Source organism: Gordonibacter sp. Marseille-P4307, assembly GCF_900604965.1.
Classification (GTDB): domain Bacteria; phylum Actinomycetota; class Coriobacteriia; order Coriobacteriales; family Eggerthellaceae; genus Berryella.
Map to the genome: position 1 here is coordinate 1,701,840 of NZ_UWPD01000001.1, position 23,406 is coordinate 1,725,245.

Sequence of the window (23,406 nt, forward strand, 5' to 3'; positions counted from 1 at the left end):
CGCGACGGGGGCGACTGGTTTCGACATGGTAGGTCTGACGTGAGGAGCAGGTCGTGGTCTCCTCGCCACGTTAAACAGGGGTACAGTCAAATTAATTGGCGAAAAGAACTACACTGGGCGTTACGCCCTCGCTGCTTAATTAACTAGCGGCCGTCAACCTCGGATCTTCCCCGCTCCGAGCGCGACGTCATTTCAGGGGAATGCTCTTGCGCATGTAGCCGGTATGGCGCAGGCTAAGATCAAACCGACTCGAATCGGCAACGTTGGTCGGCAAACCGAGCCGTTTCTAAATTCGATTGCTGAATAAGCTTGTAGAGCCTGACCGAGGATCTAGTATGGACCGGAGTTCGATTCTCCGCGCCTCCACCAATCGATTCAGCCCGTCCGAACGGTATATCGCCTGTTCGGGCGGGCTTTTTAGTTTCATCTTACTTCCTTTGTATTTCGGCTGATTTCGGCTGTTTTAGGCTGTTTTTAGTCTAGTTTGTCTACTTTTCGTCTAGCTTTCAACGCCATCCGGCCCCGGTTCTAAAAGCGAAGACTCCTTACCGGCCTCGGCAAGATTTTCGGAAAATTCCGAAAATTACCCTTGCATTGTGTCTCACTGTGTGACACAATATAGACACCGGAAAGGCAAGGGGCCTTCCGAGAGCCGAAGAGAAAGGGCTTTGATATGAAGAGGTTCATGGTCGAGATGTTTCACGAGGACGAGAGCGGATGCTGCTTCGAGCAGACCGACGAGCGGCTGTTCGAGAGCGAGGGGGCCGCGCGGGCGTTCTTCGAGTGGATCGACCCCCAGCGCGTCTGGGAAACCGAGTACAGGACTTCGGGGTTCACGAACAGGAAGACGGTCGCGGCGACGATTCAGGCCGTCGAGGTTGACGAAGACGGCGAGATCGAGAACTACGGCGAGATCATCGGCCGGAAGAGCTACGGCTGGGAAGACCGCAAGGCGGCCGATCAGGACAGCATCGACGTCTGGAACGACTAGGAAGACGGGGCGGCTATCTGCCGCCCCTTTCGCATGGAAGGAGACCGCATGGATAGGACGAAGGCCGACCTTAGGGCGCTTCGGGAGACTGCAGGGATAACACAGTCCGACCTGGCAAATATGATGGGCGTGGCCCGGCGCTCGGTCGTGCGCTGGGAGGCCGATGGCAACGCCTGGAGCGCCCCCGACGAGGCGTGGGAGATCATCGGGCGGGCGCTCGACGCCCAGGCCGAAGCCGTGGCCCATGCGGTCGGGATCGTTGAGGAGGCGCGCGGGGCGGCCGGCGCCGGAGCCCGGACGATCGACCTGCTGTACCGCTACGAGCGCACGGCCGAAGACCGCATGGCCAACGCCAGCGCTCGGGCTGCGGCCACGGTGCTGCGGCACCTCGGGCACCGCGTCCGCTTCTGCTACGAGGGCGAGAGCGCCGCTGCTGACGCCGCCGCCGAGGCGCGGCTGCGGGGATAGGGGAAGGCCCCGCCCGCCGGAGCGGAACGGGGCCGTATACGGCGCTCGCGCTCCCGCAGCAAGGGAATTCTCGGCCATCGGCCTACTCCCATCCGGGAACCCAGCTGCGTTACGGGCGCTACCCTCGCGCGATTACACGACGTCTCGAGGCCGTGTTCGTATTCTACCGTATCTGCGCGCCGCCCGCGTCCCGCAAGCGGATTTGCGGGACATGAAACGCGAAACCCGTCCCGCAAAATTTAACTGGAACCGCCGAAATCGGCCTTTGAGTTAAAAAAAGCACTCCTTTTTAAACGGAAGCGCCAACGATTAGCCTTTGAGTTAAAAAAGCGCCCCTTTTTTAGCATCAAAGGGAAAAAGCCCCCGCGACCCGAAGGTCGCAGGGGCTTTTCCGTGCGCGGCGACGGCGATCGTCCGTCCGTCAAATACCCCGTCGGATCGTCGTCCTCGCTTTCCCGGAGGGGACGCTTTGCGACGGGGTTGATGGGTTCGATCTTACACTAACTCTGGCCTACTCCGCCATGCGCCGCGCGGCGTCGTCGTTGACGGCCTTCGCCAGCTTCTCGTAATCGATATCCACCTTCAGGCCGCCGTGCTCCATAAGCGCCCTGGCGACGGCCTCGGGCGACACGGGGGTCGCCGAGCGTTTGGCGATCTCCTCGACCTGGCCGCTCATCTCGTCGAGGTACTCCTTGGCGCATTTCGCATAGTAGTAGCCCCAGGCCACCGCCTGGTCGGCGGGGACGGTTCCGCCGCCGGGCTTGTTCAGGTTCTCGTCTCTGAGCATGTCGTCTCCTCCCGGGGCGCTCCCCGCCCCTGCCATGTAGTCGTACCATTCGCCGCACAGCCTCATCAGCTCGGCGTTCTGCGACCCGGCCAGCTCGCCCGGGCACTGGGTGGGCGACCAGTGCCGGTGCGGGAACACGTTCGCCATCCACCGCGGGCGGCCAAGGCCGTAGCAGCGGCACAGCGCCGCGACGAGGTGCGCCCCCGCGTCGAGGGCCTTTGCGCCCACCGTCCACGGGCCGAAGCGGTCGTTGGCGAACTCGACCGAGATCGTTTCCAGGTTCGCGTCCCAGTTGCCGCACGCCCAGGCCGTGTCCGCGTCGTCGACCATCTGGCCGATGCGCCCGTCTGCCTGGACGGCGTAGTGGGCGCTGGTGGGGCTGCCCTCCCAGACGCTACGGCACTGGTCGATGGTGAGGTTCCCGGCCATGTGGTGCACGGTGACGCCTCTGATGCGGCGGCCCTGCCTGCCGGGCGTGAAGTGCTCGGTTAGGGGGGCGTGCACGTCGGCTCGGACGTTGTCCCAGTCCACGCTAGCCCTCCACCTCGGGAAGGCCCGCGACGCTCGTGAGCAGCGACACGATAGCCGCCGTGATGGACACGCCGACGATGGCGGGCCAGTCCAGCGCCGTCACGCTCACGGTGTTGGCCCCGATGAGGGCCACGGCGGTCTGCGCCGCGGTCTTCAGGCAGCGCACCGCTGCGGCCCGGCCCCATTTGCTGATGTAGTCGTTCATCATGACAATGTTCCCTTCCTAGATCCTGTCTTCCAGCTTCTCGACGCGCTTCTCTACGCTCGTGACTCGCTCGTCGAGCCTGTCGCTGTCGCGAGCGAGCGCATCGACGCGCCCGTCCAGCCTGTCCAGGCCCGTCTTGACCTCGCGAACGTCGCGGGCGACCACGTCCAGCTTGACGTCGGTCTTGGCCCTCGCTTCCACGTCCTCCTCGCGCTCCCGCGCCCGCGTCCTGTTGTCGCGGACGAGCGTGGCCATGAGGCCGACTATCGCGGTTATGGCCGTCGCCATCGCCAGCAGCGACTCGACCGGCACCGTCATGTGTTCCATATGCACCACCTCTCCTACACGAAACCGATGACGGCGGTGATGCCGATGCAGTTGTCGTACACCGTGCCGCCCGAATGAGGGCCGATCGACGACTCTCCCGCCCGGCCGGTGTTGTAGATCCTGCTGCCGTTCACGGTCACCTGCTTCGACTTGGCCCATCCCATGCCCCCGTCGGCGGTGACGGTGGTGGTGGACAGGCACACCTTCTTGCCGTTGGGCCTCCAGACGCTCGTGCTGGCGAATTCGCCGTCGTTGTTTGAGTAGTGGATCTCCATGCGCGTGAAGTTCGCCGCGCTCTCCTTGAGCGTGACCGCGCCGGTGGCCCTGGACCCGTCGTAGAGCACCTTGCGGCGCTCGACGGGGTTGCCGTCGATCCACACGCCGTTGTTCGTGACGGCCAGCGTCGTCTTCCTCCCGCCGTGCTCCACGACCGCCTTGACGACGTTCAGGTCTCCGTCGTGCAGCAGCTTCGCGCCGCCGCCCTGCGGCAGGGACGACGAGTCGATCCGCCAGCCGCCGTACTTCCCGAATCTGATTTGCGAGTTCCTGCCCGTTCCGAACAGCGCTACCTCCGGGGCCTCGAAGTCGAGGATTGTGGCGCGCACCTTGGCGATCGTCCCCGCTCCGAAGTCGCCCGCGTCGTAGGGTTCGGCGGATATCGACATGCGGCCGCCGATCAGCTCGAGAACGTCCTTGGCGAGTCTGGCTATGGCGGAGCCGTCCGGCCCCAGCACCTCGAACGCCTCGCCGGACTGGCGCGTCGAGCCGCCGGGGAACGAACCCGAGCCGTCGTCCTTGCCGACCACCACGCCCTGCGGGGTCTCGCGCACGAGCATGGACAGCCTGCCCGCATCGCGTCTCGCGTCGTCGGCCGCCGACTTGGCCGAGACCGCGTCCGATGCGGCGATCGCGGCGGTCTCCTTGGCGGACTCCGCGACCGATGCGGCGCCGTCGGCCGCCCGCTTCGCGTCTGCGGCGGCGTCCCGCGCGGCCGTTGCCGCAGCGCCCGCGCCGGACGCCGTCTGCGCCGCAGCCGCCGCTTCGGACGCCGCGCCGGCTGCGGCCTCCCTCGCCTCGACGGCCGTCGCCAGCGCCCCCGCCGCGTCGGCCTTGGCCGCCCCGGCTGCGGACGACGCCGTCGATGCGGCGCTCTCCGCCGAGGTCGCGACGGCCTTCGCCCGGTTCGCCGTGGCCGCCGCCGCAGCCGCAGCCCCGCTCGCCGCCTCCGCCGTCTCGGCCGCCGCCTTCGCGGCCTCCGACAGGGCGGGCACGGCCTCGACGGCGGGCATCACGGCGGCGCGGATGTAGCGCTCGGTGCGCGCCTGCCCGCCCGTGAGCGTGGCCTTGGACGATCCGAGCACGTAGCGCGTCTTGGACGGGTCGAGGGCGTTCAGCCTCCGCTCGACGCACAGCATCGACGCCGAGAATCCGTGCGGGCGGCTCGAAACCGTCACCCAGTCCAGGTACCCGATCGGCGGCACGGACGGGTCCACGAGCGAGAGGTCGAACGCCGTAACCTCGACCGTCGAGACGGCTAACCTGGCCCTGTCGAGGTCGTCCATGGCCAGCTCGAGCAGGCGGCCCCGATCCTCGCACTGGTACTCGCGCCGTGCGCAGACCGCCCCCTGCGACGAGGCCGCCGCCTGGTCGATCACCATGCCGTCTATCACCGCGTAGTCGCCGCGCGTCGGCGCGTCCCAGCCGCGCAGGTCGAACGGATCGCCCTCCTTCGGCCTGCCGACGGCGACGACGGCGTTCACGGCCCCCGCTGCGGACTCGGTTCGCGCGAAACCGAGCAGGTTGCGCCCGAACTCGATGCGCTGCCCGCCCTCCCCCGCGCCGTCGGCGAGCCATTCGAGCGCCTTGCCCCCCTCGCCGTAGCGCACGGCGAGTATCCCGCCCGTGTCCACGAGCTTCGACTTGATCTCGGATGCGGTCGTGGGCCACTGGGACGACGAGCGCAGCAGCTCCCTGCCGGACACTCGCCGCCCGACCGAGAAGCGCTTGGATTGCAGGAACGCCGCCTCGTTGTGACGCCCCACGAGCCATTCGAGCAGCTCCCCGCAGTCCCTGGGCGCGTTCGGCTCGCCGTCGAAGTCCGGCGCCGCGTAGTTCGCGTAGGGGGGCTGCACGGTGTCGTTGAGGTAGGCCAGAGCGTCCTCGCCCTCGACGGAAACGGTGCCGTCGAAGGCCCGCTCCACCGAGGTGAGCCGCCCCGCCCACGTCGTGCGGCCGCCCTCGTCCAGAACCACCTCGTTCGAGGCGTCCATGGCGCGCAGGCGGCCTGCGAGCGGGTGGCCGGGCGGCAGCTTCGCGGAGAACCGCCCCGCCTGCCCCGCCTTCCAGTGGAACTCCGCCTCGATGAGGTCGGCCCCCGAGCGCGGGTCGAGCAGCGCGTCGGGGCCGTACATGATCCTGATCACGCCGTCCGCCTCCACATGTGGACGGCCAGGTACGGGGGCATGTTGTTGTGCGCCTGCCCGCCGCCCGCCTTGTCGATGTAGCCGCCCGCGAAGTAGCCGCCCGACGCCCCGGACGCCGAGAAGCTGATCCCGCCGGAGCTGCCGCCCTGGCCTTCGAGAAGGGGCGAGTGCGTGTGGCTCGGCATCTCGGAGGCGGTGAGGGCGTGCTTGGCCTCGCCGCCGGTGCTCCCGGCGGGGTAGGCCGACGACGCGCCGAGGGGGAACCTCCCCTCTATCTTCGTCCACTCGCCGAACGACGGCGGCTTGTTGACGGCCGACATGTAGATGCATCCGACCGGATAGAGCAGATCGGCCAGCCTGTCCCAGTTCGCCCCCATGTCCTTGATGCTCTGGGATACGAGGTCGGTCGCGTCGGGCTTGACGAAGCCCGGGCCGCTGGTTTTCGTTGACACGTCACAGATCCTTCCATTCGTAGGTAAAGAAAACGTCTCGCTTCGGCGGGGTCGAATCGACCTCGAACGCGTTCTCGAGCCACGTGCCCGAAACGGCCTCCCATGCGCCGTCGAACGGCGGCGAGGTCCAGGGCTTCGACTTCGCCTCGGGTTTGCCCGCCGACATGAGGTAGGCGACGGTCAGTCCGTCGAAGTCCCCCCATGCCGCGCCGGCGTAGCCCGCCCACGTCGCGGTTCCGTTCTCCGGCGTCGCGTTCACGGTCAGCACGGCCTCCGGTCCGCGCAGGACGAGGTCGGGGTCGGTCGAGGTGCCCGGCTCGAAGGCGAACGTGCGCCCCCTGTAGTTGACCAGGCACGGATGCTCGCAGGTCACCTTCGGGACGACGGGCGCGCCGAGGCGCAGCAGGACGGTCTTGCCGCCCGACGCCTCGACGCGGTAGGTTCTCTCCCCCCTCGTCTTCCAGGGGGAGCACTCTATGCCGAGCTTCGCCTCGGCTATCCCGTCGTGCGCGGCGTTCTCCTCGACGGAGAACCGCCCCTCGTAGGTATAGCCCGGATCCCACTGCACCTCGAAGCGGAAGCGCCTGTTGTGGAGCCACCTGCGCAGCTCGGTGAGCCAACCGGTGGACTGCGGGCGGCCGCCGGGGACGATGCGCAGCAGCTCGACCTCGAGCCGCCTGCGCCCGTACTCGGGGGATCCCGTCGCGACTTCGGACACGTCGAGCGGGCCGTCCCGCCTGCCCGGCACGTCGAGCCACCTGGTCACCGGCTCCGGCGGGCGCTCCGTCCAGCCGGCGGCCACCGCGCCCGTGCGCTCCCGCAGGCTCTCCCCGCCGATGGTCATGTCGTACAGCGTCACCTCGCCATCGCCTCCTTCTCGGCTCCCAGCCGCTCGTCGACGATGGGCGCGATGATGCGGCCCGCCGCCTTCCCGTCTATGAGGACCTCCGCGCTTCCGATCTGCTCAGAGATCGCGTCCAGCCTGCGCTCGATCCCCGACGTGTCGACCGGAGCCGCCTGCGGCATCTCGTCGGCCACGGCCCGCGCGAACGGGCGCACGTACGTCCTGTTCGTGAGCGGCACTATCGCGCTGCCGCTCGGGCCGTGCAGCAGCGCCTCGGCGCCGTCCTCGCCGACGATCCCGGCGCTCGTCATCGTCGCGCGCGTGACGATCCCGCCGTCGGCGTGCATCGGGATCATGCTGATCCTGGACGGCGACACGCCGCCCGCCGCGTGCGCGCCGATGTTGACCGACGCGCCCGACAGCGAGGCGAGCCTGCTCCTGATGCCCTCGATGGCGCTCGTCGCGCGGTCGAGCACGCTGATGGCGAACTGCTTGTTGCCGATCTTGCGCGCGTGCACGTCGGCGACCTTCGCGGCCGCCTTGCCCGCCGTGCCGTTGTCGGTGACGGCGAACGGCTTTTCTGCGACCTGCTTGGCGTCCAGGTGGTCGATGTCGGTTCCCTCGACGCTGATGGTTCCGTCGTCGTTGACGGTGAAGTGCTTGCCGTCGATCGTCTTGGCGTCGAGGTCCCAGACGCGGCCCAGGGCGTCGGCGATGGTGCCGTCGTCGCCCACCGTGAACGTCTTGGGATCGATCTTGAGGGCGTCCATCTCCTTGATCTGATTCGCGAGGCCGACCATCTGCTCCGTGGACAGCTTCCCGGCCTGCTCCGCCGATACGCCCATAGCCGAGAGCCCGTTGGACAGCGATGCTGCCGACAGCTCGGCGTCGGCGAGCTTGGCGGAAAGATCGGAGTTTGCGTTGATGACCGCGAGCGTGTTCTGGCTCGCCACCGACGCCATGGCCGAATACGTCTTGATCGATCCGGTTATGCCGTCGTAGGACCCCTTAGCCTCGTCGAGCGCCTTCTTTGAGCTTCTAAGGGTGTTCTCCTGGGCGACGGTCCTGTCGCCGGGGGCCGTCTTCCAGTACGAATCGTAGGCAGCGTTGTACTCCTGCTGAGCCTTGGTCATGGCGTCCTGTGCCTTAACCTGCTCCTTCATAAGGTCGGAGACCTGCGACTGGTACGCCTGGGCGCGGGCGTTCTCGTACCACGCGTCGGCGTTCTTCTTAATCGCGTCGGTGCTCTTGATCGCGTTTCCCTCGGAGTCGGCGAGCTTGCCGTTTGCCGCGTCGGTGATCGAGATCGAGTCGCCCGTGATCTTGTTGTAGCCCTCGACGGCCTGCTTGAGCCTGTTCTGCTCGACCTCGGTGAGCGACGACTGCCCCTGCAGCTCGCCCAGCGTCGCGACGTAGCTGTCCAGTTCGGTCTTCGTCCCGAGCAGGTCCGTCCACGCGTCCTTCCATCCGCGCGCCATATCGAGCATGGAGCTGCGGAGGTCGTCTACGGCCTCCCTCGCGGCCCCCATCCTGGGCGCCACGTCGTCGGCTGACCCTGCGGTTTCCGACAGGGCCGAAGCGGCCGCGCCCTCGGCGTTGGACAGGCCCTCCGTTATCTCGGCCGCCTCCTTTACGGCGCGATTGTAATTCTGCCACTCGCTGTACGCCACGGCCAGGACAGCCACGACGGCGGCGACGCCGAGGCCCGCGAGACCGGCCTTGAACCCCAGCGTCGCCTTCTCCGCGCCGGACACGACGTTGCCGAACGTCTTCACGGCCGCGCCGAACTTCCCGACCTTCCCGACGCCGTCTCCGACGACCTTCAGCGTCGGCCCGAGGGCCGCCGCGAGGGCGAGGGTCTGCAGCACGGCGCGCTGCTCGTCACCGCTCATCTCCGAGAACGCCCGCGCGCCAGCCTCGATCTGCTTGATCAGCGGCGCGGCCTGCTCCACGACGTCGAGCAGGGCGTCCGCCAGCGGCGCGCCGAACTCGTCCGCCATCGCGACGAGCCTGTTCTTCAGCATCTCGAGCTTCGCGGCGAGCGAATCGTTCCTGTTCGCGACCTCGGCGGAGAGCGCCTTGCCCTCCCTCCATCCGTCGTTCGCGTGGCCGAGGGCCTTGGATACGAGGTCGGTGTTCCCGGCGAGGCGCTTCAGCACGTCGGACTGCCTGACGCCCTCGACGCCCATGCCCTGCAGGGCGAGCGTCATGTTGTCGGCCCCGGAAAGCCCCTTCAGAAGGGCCTGCAGGGTGTCGCTGCTGGACTGTCTCCACGACGCCGCGAACTGGTCCGAGCTCATCCCGGCGACCTTCGCGAACGCCTCGAGCGACTCCCCGCCCGACGAGACGCTCGCGTCGATCGAGGACACGAAGTTCGAGAACGCCGTGCCGCCCGCCTCGGCCTCGATGCCGAGCGACGCCATAGCCGCCGACCAACCCAGGATCTGCGGCTGCGACAGCCCGATCTGCTTTCCCGCCGCCGCCGTGCGCATCGACATGTCCGAGATCCTGCCCTCGGTCGTCGCCATGTTGTTGCCGAGCTCCACGATCGACGAGGCGTAGTTCTCTATCTGGTCGTGCGCCATGCCCGTGATGTTCGCGAACTGGGCCATGTTCGTCGCGGCGGTCTCGGCGTCCATGTCGGTCGCTATGTCCAGGCCGCTCGCGACGCGGGCGAATCCGTCCAGCTCGTCGATGGCGAACCCCAGCTGCGCTCCGAGCGCCTGGATGTCGAGCACCTGGTCGGCGGAGACCGCGTTGACCTTCGAGAACTCGACCGCCGACGCTTTGAGCGCCCGGTACTGACCCTCGGTTCCGTTCACCGTCTTGCGCACGCCCGTGAGGGCCGTGTCGATCTTCACGGCGGCGGCGACCGACGCGCCCCCCGCGCCGACGATGGCGGGCGTGAGCGTGCGCGTGAGGGCCGAGCCGACCGACGATATCCTCTTTCCCGCCGCCTCGAACTGCTCCGATCGGGCCTCGATGGCCTCGCCCGCCCGCGAGAAGACGTTGCGCTCGGGCGCGTCGGCCAGGGCGGCCTTCGTCTCCTGGATCTTCGAGTTGAGCTGCGCGATGCGCTGCTCGGTGAGCACTATGTCCGCCTGCAGGTGCGTCCACTGCTCCCCGCTCATGTTCGCCTCGCCGATCTCGCTCTCGGCCTGCTTGAGGAGCTTCAGCTTGTCGGTGGACGCCTGCAGCTGCTTCTGCAGCGACTTCTGCTGCTCGGCGAGCAGCTTGGCGTTGCCGGGATCGAGCTTGAGGGCCCTCTGCAGGTTCCTCAGCTCGGCCCCCGTGCCCTTCGCCTGCCGCTTCGCGTCGGAGAGGGCCGCCGACAGCGCGGAGCCGTCGGCGGCCAGCTTGATGGTCAATCCTTTGTAAACGTCTGACATCGCTATCCCATCAGCCTGTCTATGTCTTCCTGGGTCGCCTTCCTGACGGTCGGCCCCTCCCTGCGGGCCTCCGCGAACGACTCCGCGAGGACATCCCCGTAGACCACGTAGTCCGCCCAGCTCATGCGGCGCACCTCCTCGATCGAGAAGCCCAGCCGCCTAAGCGCCATGACGGCGCGGTGGCCGTCGAAGCCGTCCGAGCGCCGCGCCGATGCGCCTGCGGGCGCGCCGCAGCGCGCCGCCTCGGGCCTGCGAGCCGGGAAAGAACTCCGCGACGATCGCGGACGAGATCACGGACGCCACGTCCCCCGCTCCCTGTTTCCCAAGGTCGAAGTCCGGCCAGCCTTCGGCGCACCATTCCTCGAACGGAGGCGCGCCGCCGTCCGCCGCCGCGCACATCGCCCAGGCGAACTCCAGGTAGTCGGAAACGTCGATGCGCTCCTTGGACTGGGCCGCCGCCACGGCGGAGAGGAAGTCCCCGCCGTGCGACCTCGACCAGACCACGAGCGTGTAGGGGCCGCCGACCATGGCAAGCTCGCGGCCCCATATCCGTTCGCGCCGCACCCTACGACTCTGATGCGGTCTTGGCCTTGGGGGCGGGCACCTTCGTGAAGAAGGTCGTCCAGTCGGCGTCCTCCTTGTGGACGACCATCTTCGGCGTGGTCACGCCCGTGTCGGCGAAGCGCTTGTTGAGCATGGAGATGTCCGCGCTCTCGGTCTGGACTTCGACGTCGCCCTCTGCCGTCTTGTTCTCCGACTTGGGGCGGGCGGCCACCACGTCGAAGTAGCAGATGCCCCGCTCGGACACGTCGCCTTCGACCTGCGCGAGCAGCGCGAAGTGCTCGGGCTTGCCGTTTGCGTCCTCAACGTAGTGCCCGCTCGCGTCGATGTAGTCGCCGAGCATCCGCGCGCGCACCGCCTCGGGGAACAGAGCCAGCTCGAGCGAGCCCTTGTATCCGTCCTTCTTGTTGACGACGTAGTAAGTCGTGTTATCGGCGTAGAACACCTTCTCGCCGCCCTCGGGGTCTGCGGTGAGCTGCACCGCGCCCGGGACGTGGATCGGGGCGTCGTAGCCGTCGCCCTTCGCGAACGCGACGTGCACGTTGGAAAGGCCGTACTGGACCTTGTTCTGGTTCGCTGCCATCCTGTCTTCTCCTTCTGAAAATGGGAGGGCCGCCCCGTGCGGGCGGCCCTCGGCTGCATTGGTTTCTTCGCTGCGTCTCGCCGCTAGACCGACATGCGGCGGGCGAGCTCGGCCATGCCGCGCTCGGCGGCGGGCTCGATGTGCGGATGGGCCGGTGCGGGGGCGGGGCCCCCGTGGCCCTTCTCGAGCAGGTGCGTGAGGCCCGGCTTCTTGCGGTTCTTGACGACGGCGACCGTCGATCCGCTGTGCGGCCTCTTCACCTGGACGCCCCACCCGGCTGCGTACTCGCCGGTTTTCTTCGGCGAGGTCTGCTTTAATTCGTCGGCGGTTAGCTTCGCCGCCGCTCTGACGTCCCTCTCGGTCGCCTTCCGGACGTCGTCCATGTATTCGGAGAACACGATCTCGAGAGCGTCGCCGAGGTCGCTGATCCCGATCTCCCTCTCACTCATCCGCCAGCCTTATCTCGTAGACCGTCTGGACGAACGCGCCGTCCCGCGCCTCGTATTCGAGCGCGCGGAACCGGATTCCGGCGTCGTCCAATAGCCGTTCGACGGCGCGGTTGGCCGTCGTCTGCTTGCCCTTCGTGTAGAGGTCGACATCGTATCGGCGGTACCGCTTCAGCGCGCGGTTGTCCGCGCTGAAGTCCATCGTCATGACCTCGCGGTAGGTTAGGTACGGCATTTTGTGCTCGCCCGTGAAATGGCCGTAGTAGACGCCCATCCCGGTGGCTTCGAGCAGCTTCTTCAGCCCTTTAGCGTCCATCAGCCAAGCTCCCTGATCCCGGTTACCGTCGCCCAGCCCTTCGCCACGCTCACGGCGGAAACGTCGAACGCCTGCCCGCCGCGCTCGAACCTGCGCTGGTCGCCGTAGTCGATCGCGCGCAGCTTGACCGTGACGGACTTCGGCGTCCTGCGCTGGCCAGCTTCGACGCCCTTTGAACGGGCGGCCTTCGAATCGTCGCGCGCGAACACGGGCGTTCGCTTCGGTTTGTCGATGAGGTTCCCTATTTCGTCGTATTCCTTAACATCTTCGAGCAGGACGACCTTCCCGGCGGTGCGCAGCTGCTCCAAAAACAGGTACGCGAACCCCTCGCGGTCGCGGTCGATGTATCCGACCTCGTAAACCCCGTCACCGATGGCGACGAGCCGGACGTCGATCAGCCCGGTCGCGTTCCTCACCTTGATCTTGCGCTCGAAGGCGAACCCCTCGCCCGAAGCGAACGCCTGGTCTTGCTGGCGGCTCGATGCGTGGGCGAAGGCGAGAGTCAAGCCGCCCGAACCGGCGACGGCCGGATCCGAGAAGTCCGCGCCGACGGTCGCCCAGTCGCCGTCGGCATCGACGGAACGGGCGACCCCGTCCACCAGCCGGGGGAACACGGGCCGCCTGCTAAGCATCGTGAGCCTCGTGCTTCATGCGCAGGCGCAGGACGTCGGGCGCGTAGTTCCGCGCGAACTCGTCCGATGCGTCGTTGAAGGCGTAGAAAACGGCCTCCATCAAAAGCCCCAGCTCCTCGCCGCTCTCCAGAACCCCGCTCTCCGCGTCCACGCCGATGAGGTGGGCGAGTCGGGGGCGGGCGGCTTCGATGGCGTCCTTGACGCGCGCGTCGGTGGTTTCATCGCTCCACGTGATGTTCAGCTTGCGCTTGGCTTTCGCCAACAGCTCTTCGTCGGTCATTCCGCCCCCCTTCCTCGATTAAGCCGATGCCTTGGTGGACACGGTGCCCTTGACCTTCACGGGCACGGCGGCCTCGGCGACGTTGGCGAGGTTGAGCACGGTTGCGGTGGTGTTGTCATACGCCATGCCGGCCGCATAGGTCACGACCTTGAACGCGCGCTGGTCTTCCAGGAACTTGGCATCGTCGCTGAACTCGATCCCGCGATCCGCGCCGACGAACATCTCGTATTCGTCGAGCAGGGCCAAGATGCCCTCGCCATCGGCAACGGCCACGGAGGGGATGACCTCGGTTGCGACCGGGAAGCTGTCGCGGTACACGCCGTCCAATCCCTGGGCGCGGACGCCGGGCATGACCTTCGTCAGATAGGTGTTGTTGTTCACGATGAGCGCGAGCGACGTTCCGTTGACGATATCGACGGCCTTGTCCTTGCCGCTTTCGTCCTTCATCAGCGTGGCGACGGCGGCGCCGTATGCTTTTGCGCCGAAGTCGGCGAGCGCGACGGCCTGCTTCTTGGGATATCCGGTCGAAGAGCTGATGGATACGCCGTTGTGGATATCGCGGTCGAGGCCGACGGGCTGGCCCTTGATGCCGTTGCCGGAGATCAGGCCGGTCTCGAGGCCGATGGCGATGGCCTCTGAAAGCACGGTGGTCACGTAGCCGTCGAGCCACACGGGGCCGAGCTTCAGCATGTCCTGGGAAACCAGCGCGAAGCAGGAGAGCTTGCCCTGCTTGATGTCCACGACGTCGAAAGCAGAGGTGATCTCCTTGGCGATCTCGCCGTTGAGCTCGCCCCAGACTGCTGCCAGGCCCTTGTCGCGGTTGCGCACCCAGCGGGTGAGCGCGGCTGCGGGGACGGCCTTCACGCGGGCGAGAAGGGGGTGCGCCTTCGAGATGTTGCGCATAACGTCCTCGATGACGGTGATCGGCATGAGGTTGTCGCCCATGGCGGCGAACGCCTGCTTGGGTTCGACGCTGGTCAGGGCGTCGATGGCGCGCTGGTAGTACGCGGTTTCCTCGCTGGTGAGGGTGCGGAACCCGCGGGCCTGCAGCACGGCGGCGTCGTTGGCGGCCTGGGCGGCCTTGAACTGCTCGGTCACGTCGGCGGCGATTGCGGCGCCGAACTCCTCGAACGCGCCCGCGCGGTCGGCGCCCTCGGTCTCGAAGGCCTGGTAGAGCTTCGCGCCCGCCTCGCGGGCCTTGTTGAGCTGGATTGTCATGTGGTTTCCCTTCGTCTAGATTCGGCCGAAGAAATCGGCCAGTTTCCTGGTTGCGTCGGCGGATCGTCCGCCGTCGGCGGCTTGCGCGGGGTTCCCCCGCAGCGCTTCGACGGCCTGCAGGACCTCGTCAATCTTCGCGCTGGCCGCTTCGAGGGCGGCTTTCAGGTCGCTTGCGCTGTCCTTCTCCGCGCCGTGAAGCTGCTCGGTCATGTGCCGGACGAGCCTCGTCGCATCGAAGCGCGCGGACTGCGTCGCCCCGCTGGCCGCAGTCTGCTCGGTTCCCGTCGCGAATCCGTGCTCGACGCAGAACTTGGGCGTGAGCCACGTCTCGTTGTCCATCATCCGGGCGATGGTCTCCTCGTCGAGGTCGGTTTCCGCTAGGTAGATCCCCCTCGAAAGCCCGGTGATGGTCTCGAGGTCGTCAGCCGTCTTTCGCAGCGCGCTCGAATCGCCCGCCGCACGGGTCGATGCGTTGTGGATCATGAGCAGCGACGCCTCGTTCATGATGCGCTCGTCGCCCGCCATGAAGACGACCGACGCGATAGAGCAGGCGAATCCGTCGCAAACGGTTCTGATCTTCGCCTTGTGCGCTTTCAGCGCGTTGTAGATCGCCACGCCCTCGGCGACCTCGCCGCCGTAGCTGTTGATTCTCACGATGATGCTCTCAACCGTGTCCGGCAGCGCCGCGAGGCGCTGGGAGAGCCCCCAGCTCGAAACGTCGGATTCCTCCCATGGATACGAGCAGATGTCGCCGTAGATGACGATCTCCGCGCTGGTCGGCCCTTCGACCATCTGGAAGAAGCGTTTAGCCATTAGTTTTCACCCCCTTCGGCGAATCCCTCGCCCGCGGGCGAGTAGTTGCGTGTCATGTAATGCCGTTTCGACCACTCTTCGCCGAGAGGGTCGAGGCCGAGGAATGTCATGACCTGGTCGGGCGACATGAGCGAGCTGCTGATGAGCTTTTCGGCGTCCTGCGCCGCGTCGAGCAGATCGACGTGCTTCACGTGCGAGAGGTCGATAGAGAACCTGTCGCCGCGCCTCCATCCGTCGAAGCCGAACACCTTCGCGGTCAGCTCGTGCTCCATCATCGAGGCGACGGGGGCGACGGCGTAGGAGAGGAACGACTGGTGCACCTGGCCGAAGTTGTTAACGTTTCCGTAGAGCATGGAGACGGGCATCTTCATCACGGTGGCAACCGCCTCGAAGCAGTCCTTGCGGAGGGCGACGAAATCCGCGCTCGTCCGCTTGGCGGCCGTGGACTTGTCGAACTCGACGAGCTCGCGGCCCTTGAACTCCGGAAGGACGGCGTTCCGACCATCGAAGAACGCGCGGAGGTTCTTCCCCGCCCATTCTTCGTACTTTCGCCGCTCTTCCTCGCTTCCTCCCTGAGCCGTCTCGATGCGCATCTTGTATCTTCGACCGGCGTCGAACACGAACGAATCCGAAGCGGCCGCGACGAGCTGCGCGTACTGCGCCCCCATCGACTGGACGAGCCCGTGGATGTCGGGGTCGCCCATCTCGAACACGAACAGGTCGGAGGAGCCGAACGGGCCGGGGAGGTTGGCGTTTCTAACGCGCAGGTTCGTATAGACGTCGGAACCGAGGGGAACGGGCTTCGACGGCTTCGCGGGCTCGGCGCGGTACAGGCGGCCGCCTTGCGGAACGACGATGGCGGAACCGCTTGCGAACATGTCCATGACCGCGTCGGATATGAGCTTGTTCGCGGTTTCGTTCGCGTTCGGCGCGACCGTCCAAAGATACGACCACTCATCGCCGATAGATAACTTGCCGTTTCGGTAGACCCTGAAATCGGCCTTCGAGATGGCGGCGGAAACGTAGCCCACCGCGATCTTGAAAGCGACCATATGCGTCGCCGCCGTGGTCGCCTGCAGGGCGATCGCATCGGCGGGGCCGTCGCCGCCGATGCGCCTCCCCAACCAGTCGTACAGTGTTTGGCTGATGATTCCCAATGTCAGCTCCTTAGTAGGTGAGCACGTCGGCCCATTCCGTGGGCGCGTATTCCGGGATTTTGTCGTTTATTGCCATGGCGGCGACGAACGCCATGAAGCCGTCCGTCTTGCGGCCCTTCGGCTCGATCTTGCCGTACTTGAAGTTGTTGTTCGGGGCGGGTTCGAGCTTCGCGTTGTTGGTGAACCAGCGCATCGCGGGGTCGTCGCCCCACGCGATCGAGCGCGTCACGAACGCGGAGTTGACGACCGGCTGGATCCTCATCACGTCCGACGGTCGGACGAGGTAAACGGTTTTCTCCTTCGCGGAGAATCCGACGTTCTCCAATTGCCGCTGGAACATCGTGTAACGGTAATCGTCGATCGCCACGCACTGGACGTTGAACTCGAGCGACTGCCGGAAAACCCACCGCGTGACGAAATCGGGGTTGATCTCGACGTCGTCCACGATGGTGATCAGGCCGCGTTCCTCCCAATCCTCCAGCGGCGCCTTGATCGCCCCGCGATGCTTCGAGTTCGTGCAGAACCACGAATGGTGCCGCGCGTAGAACATCCCGTCTTTGCGGAACAGGATCACCGCCGAGACGAAGTCGGTCGTCCGAGCGAAGTCGATACCTACGACGCACGGCATGCCGGAAAGCTCCGGCAGCCGCCGGTTGGTCGCCAGGATGTCGTCCCAGCTGGCGACTTCCAGCTCGACGCGGCCGACCGGGAAGTTCATGCGCTTCGTCATGAAATCGGGGTTCGCAATCGGGTTGAGCTTGTAATCCTCGTACTCGCCCCGGATCTCGTCCAGCAGGTCGGGGTTGAACCGCAGATGCGGGTTGGCCTTGTGCCAGTTGCGCTCGTCGGCTATCTCGTCAGCCGAATCGATGCAGCACATGAACGGGAGCATGCCGTTGTCCGGCTGCCCGCCGTTCAGGATCGCCCGCGCCCTCTTCTTCAGGTCGTCGATAACACCGTCCCTGATGTTTCCGTCGGTCGTGCAGTACAGGATGCGCGGGTGCGGCTTCTTGCCCAAACCCGTCTTGAAAACGCCGATGTTGCGCTGGTCTGGGTAGGCGTGAACCTCGTCGAAGACAACGCAACCGGATCTAAGTCCGTCTTTGCTGTCCGGGTTCTTGGTGTAGAACGCGACCTCGGATTTCGTCGCGACGTTCTGGATGACGGTGCCCGTCCAGCGGTACGCCTTGCTCAGCTTGTTGCCGGGCTTCTCCAGAACGTCTTCCTTCAGCTCCTTGAAGCTGGTCATCGCCTGCGCCTCGGTTGTGGCGCAGATATCGACGTTGTAGCGCTCGATGCCGTTGCCCTTCGAGGTCAGACAGAAGCAGCAGAACGTGATGAACCCGTTCTTACCGGAACCGCGACCCAGGTAGCAGAACAGCTCTCTGAAGCGCGGCCGCCCATCCTCCCTGTAGGTGCATAGCCACAGCGCGACGAGGAACCTCTCCCAATCGTCCAGCTGGAACGGAAAGAACCGCTGATAGCCTAGATACGTGGCCAGCCGCTCTTTATCAACGAACAGCTTTTCGGTTCGGAACACGAGCCGAACGAACGCGGCCAGCAGCTTCTGGTCGTTGCCTGCGACGTACCTGCCCGTTTCGACGGCCCGGAGCCACGCGGTGATCTCCGGTACGTCGATTCGCTTATGGATTCGCGGCCTAAACGTCGCTGACATCGATACCGGCCTCTTCCCGCGTTCGCGGTGGAATCCTGGCTATCGTCCCGGGCGTGAGGCACAGCTCGGAGCGCAGCGCCCTCTCCTGCTTGAAGGCTCGTTCCTGGATGCGGCTCCAGCGTTCCGCGTTCTGCAGATCGCCGCGCTTCACCGCTTTCTTAGTTCGTTCGGCAGCTTGCTTCTCGGTCTCGATGACGTGCATCAATTCCGCAAGCGGGCGGGCGTATATCGTTCCCCAGATCCCCAGCTTGTCCAGCCAATCGGCGTGAAGCAGGTACCATTGCCGTTCCTTTTCCGTCTTCACGTCGTCGGGGATGATTATCTGCGTGAGCGGGGGCGGCGATTCCGCTTCCCTGCGTCTCTGGAGCTCTGTTTTTCCGAGATGGGACGAGCCCTTCTCGGCCAGCACGGATACTGGTTCCTTCCTGCGCGGCATGCGTCCACCTCCCCTGGCGAAAAAGGCCGCAAAATCGAAAAGTCGAGGCCCCTGCGCCGGTCCCCCGCCCGATTTTCCCGAAGGGGTTTGGGGATGGGGGGTGTGAACAGGGGTGATACGTTTTTATTATTCCGTAATAAAAATCCGCTACCAAAGCTCTGCGTTGGTGAACGCCTCCCGGCGAGCGGCGGCCCCCTCGGTGCGGCCGTGCCTCGCCTCGTGGCAGTCGCGGCACAGAGGAATCAGCTGCTCGCGCTCGACGCCCCTGCCGTCCGTCCACGTGTCGGACAGGCAGAGGTCTGGGCGCTTGTCGAGAAACCGATCGTGATGCACGGTGTCCGCGCGAGCGTATCGCGCGGGCGACTTGGCCTTGCAGTCGCGGCATTCCCAGTGGTTGCGGGCGAGGACTTCCGACCTCTTGCGGCGCCACGCCAGCGACTTGTAGAACTTCCTGGCGCAGCGCTCCGTCGCGAACAGATGTTCTATCCATTCGGGGAAGCCCATGCCGGGCGGCTTGGCGTAGGTCACCAGCAGCACCCGCGCCTCTGCCGCCTGGCCGCGTCCATCCCCCGGTAACGGCGGTCGGCCTGGAACCTCGCGCACCCACCGCGCCTCCCCCTGAACGGGACGCCCAGGGCGATGCGGCACGCCCTCGCGAACGCCGAATCGACGTCGGCGCAGCGCTCGGCGATATAGCATCTGAGTTCGTGCTGGCCCACGGCTCCGCTCCTAACCTAGAGATTCCTGAAGTTCGACCTCGCGATCGGACAGCTCCCACACGATCGTGGCCGCGCCCTCGGCGGCCAGCCGCGCGGCGTCAACGGCGTCGGCGGCCTCCGAATGCTCCGCCGCCTTCCCCTTCGAGAGCAGCAGCCCCCCGCCGAAGATGCCTTTCTTGGATTCGCGCTGCGCGTCGAGCCTCGAAACGTGCATGCAGTCCGCCGCGCCGACGACGAGGCGCACGCCGTGCCTTGCGTAGCGCTGGAACATCGCGGCCGTGGCGACGGCGGGCGGGTAGCCGTACCTCGGGAGGCTCCTCGCCTTCGTCACCGCCCTGTTCGCGGCTTCGACCCTGCGCGTCAGCTCGGGGTAGCTCTCCATGACCGTTCCCGGGTCCATGTTCGTGACGAACGACGTCTTCGGGTTCGCCCCGTTCTCGTAGACGACGCCGCAATCGCAGACGAGATGGTTGACCTCCATCGCCACCGACCGCGCCGAGAGGCACGTGAGCGACGGCGCGAACAGGAAGAACCTTATCCCTCGGTCGAGGTAGAAGCGCTGTATGGCGGCCAGGATCGAGAACGGCGGGTTGTCCACGACGCAGCACCCGGGCCGGTAGTCGAACGACCGGTAGTCGCCGCCGGGCCAGAACGGGCGCACCATGTCGGAACGGGGGATGCCGTAGCGCTCGGAGACGTAACCCGCCACGGCCTCGTACACCGGTTCCGGCGTATAGCAGTCGTCGGTGGTCAGCTTCGTCTCGAACTTCTCGACGAACTGCTCGTAAGTCTCGCCTTTTGCCAAAACGCCCCCAATATGACGAGGGCCGCCCGCGACGGACGGCCCATGGTGATCTGACGGCGGGGCGCTGGCCTGGCAGCCGAGCGAGAAAGGAGGATCGCCCGCCGTCCCGCGCCCCGTCGGGGCATCAAAAAGGGCCACCGGATAACCGATGGCCCAATAAGACGCACTAGCATTTTCCCTCATTTCAGGGGACATTGCAAGAGCCCGCTCCGATCGATCCACGCGAACCCCCGGTTGACGAGGCGGCGCACGTGGCGCTCGGAGCGGCCCAGCGCCTCGGCGCTGTCGGCCTCGTCGCGGGCGTCGACGTACCTCAGCTCTATCGCGGCGGCGGCGTCGGGGTCGGCCCCCCGCAGCCCGTCGAGCATCCGGAGCGCCGAGCCGACCGTGCGGGTCAGCTCTCCGATACGGCGGTTGATCCGGGCGAGGGCGACCCTGCGCACGGCGACGTTGTACATCGCGGCCCCCGCCGTCGGGTCGGGCACGCCGCACGACCCGACCGACCCGCCCGGCCCGCGCCAGTCGTCGCCGCCCTCCGACGCGACGATCAGCAGGCCGCCCAGCTCCACCACGTCGTCGCGCACCTCCTCGAAGAACTCCCGCGCCCTCATCGCACGGCCCCGTCCCGCGAGCATTCCAGGCACCGGAGGTCGCGCAGCACGCGCAGCCTGCCGCACCAGGCGCAGTAGCCGAGCCGCCCCGAGCCGTGCTCGCGCGGAGCCTTCGGCCCGGGCAGGGCGATCTCCGACATGCGCTTTTCGACGGTGTCCGGACTCACCGAAGCTCCCAGCTCGTCGGCCAGGGCGCGGGCGGCGCGGTACGGCCCGCAGCCTCTCGCCATCGCACGCCTGAGGACGTCGTCCTCGGCGGCGGTCCATTCCCTCGCCTTCATCTTCCCTCCTCGACGTCGATCACGTAGCGCTCGCCCCCGTAGTCGAGAACCAGCGCGGTCGCGCCGCCGTGTATCCGCTGCTCGACCACCACGGGCGTCGATGGCCGCGAGAACGCTGCGAACACCAGCACGGCGGACGCCATGAGGCTCAGTGCCGCCAGGGCGGCGTACATCGCCGTCTTCGCCCTGAACATCCGCCTGGCGTCCGCGACTATCCGCTCATCGTCGGTATACACCGTTACGTTGGGATTGCTCATCAGCCCACCACCCTCGCGCCGCAGTTCGGGCAGAACCGAGCCGGTATGAACTCCGTCAGCGTGCTCACGGCCTTCTTGCTGACGAGCGCGCCGCATCGGCAGCATATGGTCACGCCTACGCCGTCCTTCATGCGGCACGTTCGCTCATCCGCCCGTCTGTCCCACATCGCCTCCGTCAATCCGCGATGCGATCCGACCATCTTCGCGAAGCAGTCGGGATCGGTGCAGTGGACGCTCCAATATCCGTTTTTGGTCATCGACGTTTCGGCTTCCCCGCCGCAGAACGGGCAGGGCCTCGGCTGCGCCGACGTCATCTTCCCGCCTCCGCATCGAGCACCGCTGCGGCCCCTGAGATGTTGCCGCTGGCGAAATACGGACGGTTGCCGTCGCCGTCGCCGTAGCCGCTGCCGTATCCGCATCCGTTGCCGTCGCCGTAGCCGTCGCCGAAGCCGTAGCCGTCGCCGTTGCCGTCGCCGATGCCGTCGCCGCAGCCGCTGCCGTAGCCGCTGCCGTCGCCGTAGCCGTTGCCGCAGCCGCAGCCGTCGCCGTAGCCGCAGCCGCAGCCGTAGCCGTCGCCGTAGCCGTTCCGGGCATCCACCGCTACCACTCCAGAGCGATCTCGGCGACCACCGCGCAGACGCGCACCGTCCCGCACGGGTCGAGCGTGTAATCGCCTTTGTGCTCCGCCTTCGCCAGGCCGCCGATGCCGCGTCCGTTGTCCCATCGGCGCACCACAGACGCGGCCGCGAGCGTGACCGCCCCGCCCTCCCGGGATACCGCGTATCCCTCGAAAATCCAGCCGTTCGTGGCTATGACGCACACGTGGTCGCTCTCCACGACCCCGGGCGCGTCCTCGACCGATACGTAATCCTTGCCGTTGATGTTGATGGTTTCCATCGTCGCTTCCTTTCGTTGATTGCCCTTCCGTCTTCGCACGCCTAGCGCCAGCGAGCCCCGCGCCGCTCTTCGTCCGCGCATCTCATAGCCCCCCCTTCCCGGCGGTCGCCGCGTCCGCCGCCTCGATCCTCCGGCCGATCCACCTCATGACCGGCACGGCCATGCTGTTGCCGATCGCCCTGTAGCGCGGGCCGTCGGGGCACTCGTCGGCCGGCCTGCCGCGATAGGGTATCCTCGTCCAATCGTCGGGGAGGCCCTGCAGCCGCTCGCACTCGCGCGGCGTGAGGCGCCTCACGGTGTAGCGCCTTCCGCCGTGCGCGACAAGCGGGGCCGAACCGCCGACCTTGAGCGATCCGCACATGTCATCGTCGATCGCGGCGTTGGCGCTGGCGTCGGCCATGCACACCACGGGCGGCCGCCCGTCCTGCGGGGCCGTCTGGGTCGGTGCGCGGCCCTCCGTGACGGCGGCGGCGGGCGACGTGGCGCAGTCGAGCGTGTAGGACGTCCCGTCCGAGCAGACGTTCGATCCGTTCGCGTCCGTGTGCGATGTCTGGATGCACACGGTCGGCACCTGGTTCGTCCCGGACGCCCCTCCGCGCAGCGTCGGCGACTCGTCCTCGCGGTAGCCTATCGACCCTGCGCCCGCCGTGTTGCCCGCGCAGAAGCCCGCTACCCGAGCGCGATCGCCTCCGCGAGCGCCTCCTGCAGTATCGGCGGCAAGCTCTTGCCTCTTCGCTCGGCTCGCCGCAGAATCCCCCGACAGGCAGTCGGGCTCAAAGAGTACCCCGCAAGCCTCTCGGAACCCGTTTCCAGCACGTCCGACAAGAAAGAGACGGCGGCGCCGCTGGGCCACTCCGAAGAATTGCGCGTCAAGAACGCGCCACGCGAGCCCATAACCCCCGCCGTCGGCCAGCTCCCGCAGGAGGCATCCGAAAGCCTCCCCGCCCTCGCTCGACAGCGCTCCCGGGACGTTCTCCCAAAGAACCCATCGAGGGCGTACCTCGCGAACGCATCGAACGAACTCGAACATGAGACCTGACTCACCTTTCAGACCCTCCCTCCTGCCCGCCACGGAGAAGGACTGGCACGGGCTCCCGCCAACCACCAGATCCACCTTCCCGCGAAACATCTTCCAATCCACTTTCGTCACGTCCCCGAGGTTCGGCACTTCCGGGTACCTGTACGCCAGGACGGCGCAGGGGAACGGCTCCACCTCGCTGAACGCGACCGGCCGCCATCCCAGCGGTTCCCATGCCACGGTAGCGGCCTCGATGCCGCTGAACAGGCTGACGTACCTCACGG

The 23,406-nt window shown here is 66.7% G+C and carries 31 protein-coding genes and 1 other RNA gene; 3 read left to right on the plus strand and 29 right to left on the minus strand.

The window, feature by feature from the left end:
* Positions 1-6 precede the first annotated feature (6 nt).
* The 3 genes from ssrA to EIH26_RS07770 all read left to right on the plus strand — a co-directional run bounded on the left by ssrA (position 7) and on the right by EIH26_RS07770 (position 1,459).
* Positions 7-369, plus strand: a transfer-messenger RNA (tmRNA) gene (ssrA, locus tag EIH26_RS07760).
* Between the two features lie 304 nt (positions 370-673).
* Complete coding sequence (locus tag EIH26_RS07765) at positions 674-991, plus strand: hypothetical protein (RefSeq protein WP_124061625.1); 318 nt, start codon at positions 674-676, stop codon at positions 989-991.
* Between the two features lie 48 nt (positions 992-1,039).
* A complete protein-coding gene (locus EIH26_RS07770) occupies positions 1,040-1,459 on the plus strand; it encodes a helix-turn-helix transcriptional regulator (protein WP_164471028.1) in 420 nt (139 codons plus the stop codon).
* A 511-nt stretch (positions 1,460-1,970) separates the two neighbouring features.
* Here the strand turns inward: EIH26_RS07770 and EIH26_RS07775 are convergent.
* From EIH26_RS07775 to EIH26_RS07910, 29 genes are all read right to left on the minus strand, one after another.
* Positions 1,971-2,777 (minus strand): peptidoglycan recognition family protein, encoded by an 807-nt coding sequence (locus EIH26_RS07775; RefSeq protein ID WP_124061627.1) that lies wholly within the window; start codon positions 2,775-2,777, stop codon positions 1,971-1,973.
* 1 nt (position 2,778) lies between these two features.
* Entirely contained in the window at positions 2,779-2,985 is a 207-nt protein-coding gene (locus EIH26_RS07780; protein ID WP_241152814.1) for a holin, read from the minus strand.
* A gap of 15 nt (positions 2,986-3,000) precedes the next feature.
* A complete protein-coding gene (locus tag EIH26_RS07785) occupies positions 3,001-3,315 on the minus strand; it encodes a hypothetical protein (RefSeq protein WP_124061628.1) in 315 nt (104 codons plus the stop codon).
* An 8-nt stretch (positions 3,316-3,323) separates the two neighbouring features.
* The gene (locus EIH26_RS08390; RefSeq protein WP_164471029.1) at positions 3,324-5,351 is read right to left on the minus strand and encodes a hypothetical protein; all 2,028 of its coding nucleotides are present in this window, start codon (positions 5,349-5,351) and stop codon (positions 3,324-3,326) included.
* A 377-nt stretch (positions 5,352-5,728) separates the two neighbouring features.
* Positions 5,729-6,184, minus strand: coding sequence for a hypothetical protein (locus tag EIH26_RS07795; RefSeq protein WP_124061629.1), 456 nt, complete (start codon positions 6,182-6,184; stop codon positions 5,729-5,731).
* Between the two features lies 1 nt (position 6,185).
* Positions 6,186-6,950 carry a hypothetical protein gene (locus EIH26_RS07800; RefSeq protein ID WP_124061630.1) on the minus strand — a complete coding sequence of 255 codons (765 nt, stop codon included), beginning with the start codon at positions 6,948-6,950 and terminating at the stop codon, positions 6,186-6,188.
* Between the two features lie 89 nt (positions 6,951-7,039).
* The gene (locus EIH26_RS07805) at positions 7,040-10,417 is read right to left on the minus strand and encodes a phage tail tape measure protein (protein WP_124061631.1); all 3,378 of its coding nucleotides are present in this window, start codon (positions 10,415-10,417) and stop codon (positions 7,040-7,042) included.
* A gap of 2 nt (positions 10,418-10,419) precedes the next feature.
* Positions 10,420-10,587 carry a hypothetical protein gene (locus EIH26_RS08395; RefSeq protein WP_164471030.1) on the minus strand — a complete coding sequence of 56 codons (168 nt, stop codon included), beginning with the start codon at positions 10,585-10,587 and terminating at the stop codon, positions 10,420-10,422.
* On the minus strand, positions 10,577-10,945 hold the full coding sequence (locus EIH26_RS07810; RefSeq protein WP_124061632.1) for a hypothetical protein: 369 nt from the start codon (positions 10,943-10,945) through the stop codon (positions 10,577-10,579). The genes EIH26_RS08395 and EIH26_RS07810 overlap by 11 nt, the downstream gene beginning before the upstream one ends.
* A gap of 37 nt (positions 10,946-10,982) precedes the next feature.
* The gene (locus EIH26_RS07815) at positions 10,983-11,561 is read right to left on the minus strand and encodes a major tail protein (protein ID WP_124061633.1); all 579 of its coding nucleotides are present in this window, start codon (positions 11,559-11,561) and stop codon (positions 10,983-10,985) included.
* A gap of 83 nt (positions 11,562-11,644) precedes the next feature.
* The gene (locus EIH26_RS07820) at positions 11,645-12,010 is read right to left on the minus strand and encodes an HK97 gp10 family phage protein (RefSeq protein WP_206424705.1); all 366 of its coding nucleotides are present in this window, start codon (positions 12,008-12,010) and stop codon (positions 11,645-11,647) included.
* Positions 12,003-12,323 carry a hypothetical protein gene (locus EIH26_RS07825; protein WP_124061634.1) on the minus strand — a complete coding sequence of 107 codons (321 nt, stop codon included), beginning with the start codon at positions 12,321-12,323 and terminating at the stop codon, positions 12,003-12,005. Before EIH26_RS07825 ends, EIH26_RS07820 begins: the two co-directional genes overlap by 8 nt.
* Positions 12,323-12,955: a hypothetical protein gene (locus tag EIH26_RS07830; RefSeq protein ID WP_124061635.1), complete on the minus strand. Its 633-nt coding sequence runs from the start codon at positions 12,953-12,955 to the stop codon at positions 12,323-12,325. The genes EIH26_RS07825 and EIH26_RS07830 overlap by 1 nt, the downstream gene beginning before the upstream one ends.
* Positions 12,948-13,235 (minus strand): hypothetical protein, encoded by a 288-nt coding sequence (locus EIH26_RS07835; RefSeq protein ID WP_124061636.1) that lies wholly within the window; start codon positions 13,233-13,235, stop codon positions 12,948-12,950. Before EIH26_RS07835 ends, EIH26_RS07830 begins: the two co-directional genes overlap by 8 nt.
* Positions 13,236-13,253: 18 nt before the next feature.
* On the minus strand, positions 13,254-14,453 hold the full coding sequence (locus EIH26_RS07840) for a phage major capsid protein (RefSeq protein ID WP_124061637.1): 1,200 nt from the start codon (positions 14,451-14,453) through the stop codon (positions 13,254-13,256).
* A 15-nt stretch (positions 14,454-14,468) separates the two neighbouring features.
* A complete protein-coding gene (locus EIH26_RS07845; protein WP_124061638.1) occupies positions 14,469-15,266 on the minus strand; it encodes a head maturation protease, ClpP-related in 798 nt (265 codons plus the stop codon).
* On the minus strand, positions 15,266-16,423 hold the full coding sequence (locus tag EIH26_RS07850; protein WP_124061639.1) for a phage portal protein: 1,158 nt from the start codon (positions 16,421-16,423) through the stop codon (positions 15,266-15,268). The genes EIH26_RS07845 and EIH26_RS07850 overlap by 1 nt, the downstream gene beginning before the upstream one ends.
* 10 nt (positions 16,424-16,433) lie before the next feature.
* Complete coding sequence (locus EIH26_RS07855; protein ID WP_124061640.1) at positions 16,434-18,098, minus strand: terminase TerL endonuclease subunit; 1,665 nt, start codon at positions 18,096-18,098, stop codon at positions 16,434-16,436.
* Complete coding sequence (locus tag EIH26_RS07860) at positions 18,082-18,534, minus strand: hypothetical protein (protein WP_124061641.1); 453 nt, start codon at positions 18,532-18,534, stop codon at positions 18,082-18,084. The genes EIH26_RS07855 and EIH26_RS07860 overlap by 17 nt, the downstream gene beginning before the upstream one ends.
* A gap of 147 nt (positions 18,535-18,681) precedes the next feature.
* Positions 18,682-19,062, minus strand: coding sequence for an HNH endonuclease (locus tag EIH26_RS07865; RefSeq protein ID WP_124061642.1), 381 nt, complete (start codon positions 19,060-19,062; stop codon positions 18,682-18,684).
* A complete protein-coding gene (locus EIH26_RS07870; protein ID WP_124061643.1) occupies positions 19,059-19,253 on the minus strand; it encodes a hypothetical protein in 195 nt (64 codons plus the stop codon). Before EIH26_RS07870 ends, EIH26_RS07865 begins: the two co-directional genes overlap by 4 nt.
* Before the next feature lie 10 nt (positions 19,254-19,263).
* Entirely contained in the window at positions 19,264-20,058 is a 795-nt protein-coding gene (locus EIH26_RS07875; protein WP_124061644.1) for a hypothetical protein, read from the minus strand.
* Positions 20,059-20,237: 179 nt separating this feature from the next.
* Entirely contained in the window at positions 20,238-20,669 is a 432-nt protein-coding gene (locus tag EIH26_RS07880) for a hypothetical protein (protein WP_124061645.1), read from the minus strand.
* Positions 20,666-20,899, minus strand: a complete 234-nt coding sequence (locus EIH26_RS07885) for a hypothetical protein (RefSeq protein ID WP_124061646.1) — start codon at positions 20,897-20,899, stop codon at positions 20,666-20,668. The genes EIH26_RS07880 and EIH26_RS07885 overlap by 4 nt, the downstream gene beginning before the upstream one ends.
* Positions 20,900-20,946: 47 nt before the next feature.
* A complete protein-coding gene (locus EIH26_RS07890) occupies positions 20,947-21,207 on the minus strand; it encodes a hypothetical protein (protein ID WP_124061647.1) in 261 nt (86 codons plus the stop codon).
* Positions 21,207-21,521, minus strand: a complete 315-nt coding sequence (locus EIH26_RS07895; RefSeq protein ID WP_124061648.1) for a hypothetical protein — start codon at positions 21,519-21,521, stop codon at positions 21,207-21,209. The genes EIH26_RS07890 and EIH26_RS07895 overlap by 1 nt, the downstream gene beginning before the upstream one ends.
* The gene (locus EIH26_RS08465; protein ID WP_206424706.1) at positions 21,518-21,805 is read right to left on the minus strand and encodes a hypothetical protein; all 288 of its coding nucleotides are present in this window, start codon (positions 21,803-21,805) and stop codon (positions 21,518-21,520) included. The genes EIH26_RS07895 and EIH26_RS08465 overlap by 4 nt, the downstream gene beginning before the upstream one ends.
* A gap of 2 nt (positions 21,806-21,807) precedes the next feature.
* On the minus strand, positions 21,808-22,104 hold the full coding sequence (locus tag EIH26_RS07905) for a hypothetical protein (RefSeq protein ID WP_124061649.1): 297 nt from the start codon (positions 22,102-22,104) through the stop codon (positions 21,808-21,810).
* An 82-nt stretch (positions 22,105-22,186) separates the two neighbouring features.
* On the minus strand, positions 22,187-23,404 hold the full coding sequence (locus EIH26_RS07910) for a DNA cytosine methyltransferase (protein ID WP_124061650.1): 1,218 nt from the start codon (positions 23,402-23,404) through the stop codon (positions 22,187-22,189).
* Positions 23,405-23,406: the final 2 nt, after the last annotated feature.